Genomic DNA, 1586 nt, shown 5'->3' with positions numbered 1-1586 from the left:
TTAAGTTAGAAAGGGCGCACGGTGGATGCCTTGGCACTAGGAGCCGAAGAAGGACGGGACTAACTCCGATATGCTCCGGGGAGCTGTAAGTAAGCATTGATCCGGAGATTTCCGAATGGGGAAACCCACTGTTCGTAATGGAACAGTATCCCTGCTTGAATTCATAGAGCAGGAGAAGGCACACCCGGGGAACTGAAACATCTAAGTACCTGGAGGAAGAGAAAGCAAACGCGATTCCCCGAGTAGCGGCGAGCGAAACGGGAACAGCCCAAACCAGAAGGCTTGCCTTCTGGGGTTGTAGGACACTCTATACGGAGTTACAAAAGAACGGAGTAGGTGAAGAGGTCTGGAAAGGCCCATCAGAGAAGGTAACAATCCTGTAGCCGAAACTTCGTTCTCTCCAGAGTGGATCCTGAGTACGGCGGAACACGTGAAATTCCGTCGGAATCCGGGAGGACCATCTCCCAAGGCTAAATACTCCCTAGTGACCGATAGTGAACCAGTACCGTGAGGGAAAGGTGAAAAGCACCCCGGAAGGGGAGTGAAAGAGAACCTGAAACCGTGTGCCTACAAGTAGTCAGAGCCCGTTTATGGGTGATGGCGTGCCTTTTGTAGAATGAACCGGCGAGTTGCGATTTCATGCGAGGTTAAGCCGAAAAGGCGGAGCCGCAGCGAAAGCGAGTCTGAATAGGGCGCATGAGTATGAGGTCGCAGACCCGAAACCAGGTGATCTACCCATGTCCAGGGTGAAGGTAAGGTAACACTTACTGGAGGCCCGAACCCACGCACGTTGAAAAGTGCGGGGATGAGGTGTGGGTAGCGGTGAAATTCCAATCGAACCTGGAGATAGCTGGTTCTCTCCGAAATAGCTTTAGGGCTAGCCTCAAGGGAAGAGTCTTGGAGGTAGAGCACTGTTTGGACTAGGGGCCCCCCTCGGGTTACCGAATTCAGACAAACTCCGAATGCCAAAGACTTATCCTTGGGAGTCAGACTGCGAGTGATAAGATCCGTAGTCAAGAGGGAAACAGCCCAGACCACCAGCTAAGGTCCCCAAGTATACGTTAAGTGGAAAAGGATGTGGAGTTGCTTAGACAACCAGGATGTTGGCTTAGAAGCAGCCACCATTTAAAGAGTGCGTAATAGCTCACTGGTCGAGTGACTCTGCGCCGAAAATGTACCGGGGCTAAACGTATCACCGAAGCTGTGGATGGACACCTTATGGTGTCCGTGGTAGGAGAGCGTTCTAAGGGCGGTGAAGCAAGACCGGAAGGACTTGTGGAGCGCTTAGAAGTGAGAATGCCGGTATGAGTAGCGAAAGAAGGGTGAGAATCCCTTCCACCGAATGCCTAAGGTTTCCTGAGGAAGGCTCGTCCTCTCAGGGTTAGTCGGGACCTAAGCCGAGGCCGACAGGCGTAGGCGATGGACAACAGGTTGATATTCCTGTACCACCTCTTCACCATTTGAGCAATGGGGGGACGCAGGAGGATAGGGCAAGCGCACAGTTGGTTGTGCGTCCAAGCAGTTAGGCCGGTGACGAGGCAAATCCCGTCACCATCAAGGCGGAGCTGTGACGGCGAGGGAAATTT

Annotated in this window: 1 rRNA gene; it reads left to right on the top strand. The window is 53.0% G+C overall.

The features are described from left to right. Positions 1–1586: ribosomal RNA gene (locus BBA02S_RS19875) — 23S ribosomal RNA — on the top strand; the annotation flags it as partial.

The organism is Bacillus badius NBRC 15713, assembly GCF_001591605.1.
GTDB lineage: Bacteria > Bacillota > Bacilli > Bacillales > Domibacillaceae > Pseudobacillus > Pseudobacillus badius.
The sequence above is the reverse complement of the archived record's forward strand: the minus strand, read 5'-3'. Positions and strand labels throughout refer to the sequence as shown.